1 rRNA gene is annotated in these 312 nt (G+C 46.5%); it reads left to right on the top strand.

The features are described from left to right. A 5S ribosomal RNA gene (rrf, locus tag M3630_RS30745) occupies positions 1-106 on the top strand; the annotation flags it as partial. Between the last annotated feature and the right edge of the window lie 206 nt (positions 107-312).

Genomic DNA, 312 nt, shown 5'->3' with positions numbered 1-312 from the left:
TGGCGGAGGGGACACACCCGTTCCCATGCCGAACACGGCCGTTAAGCCCTCCAGCGCCGATGGTACTTGCTCCGCAGGGAGCCGGGAGAGTAGGACGTTGCCAGGCAGTTACTCTTACGAGTAACTAGCAAAAATAAAAAACGTCTCGACGTTTTTTATAAAACTTCAATATGACCGCTTGCGGTCAACAAAAACGAAGTTTTGTTCCTTGAAAACTGGATACTGCATGAAATTGCTAAGATATTAACTGTAAGTACTTTTTAGTGCTAACCAATGTGGTTAAGTTACTAAGGGCACACGGTGGATGCCTTG

Source organism: Brevibacillus sp. MER 51 (genome assembly GCF_023714195.1).
GTDB lineage: Bacteria > Bacillota > Bacilli > Brevibacillales > Brevibacillaceae > Brevibacillus.
The sequence above is the reverse complement of the archived record's forward strand: the minus strand, read 5'-3'. Positions and strand labels throughout refer to the sequence as shown.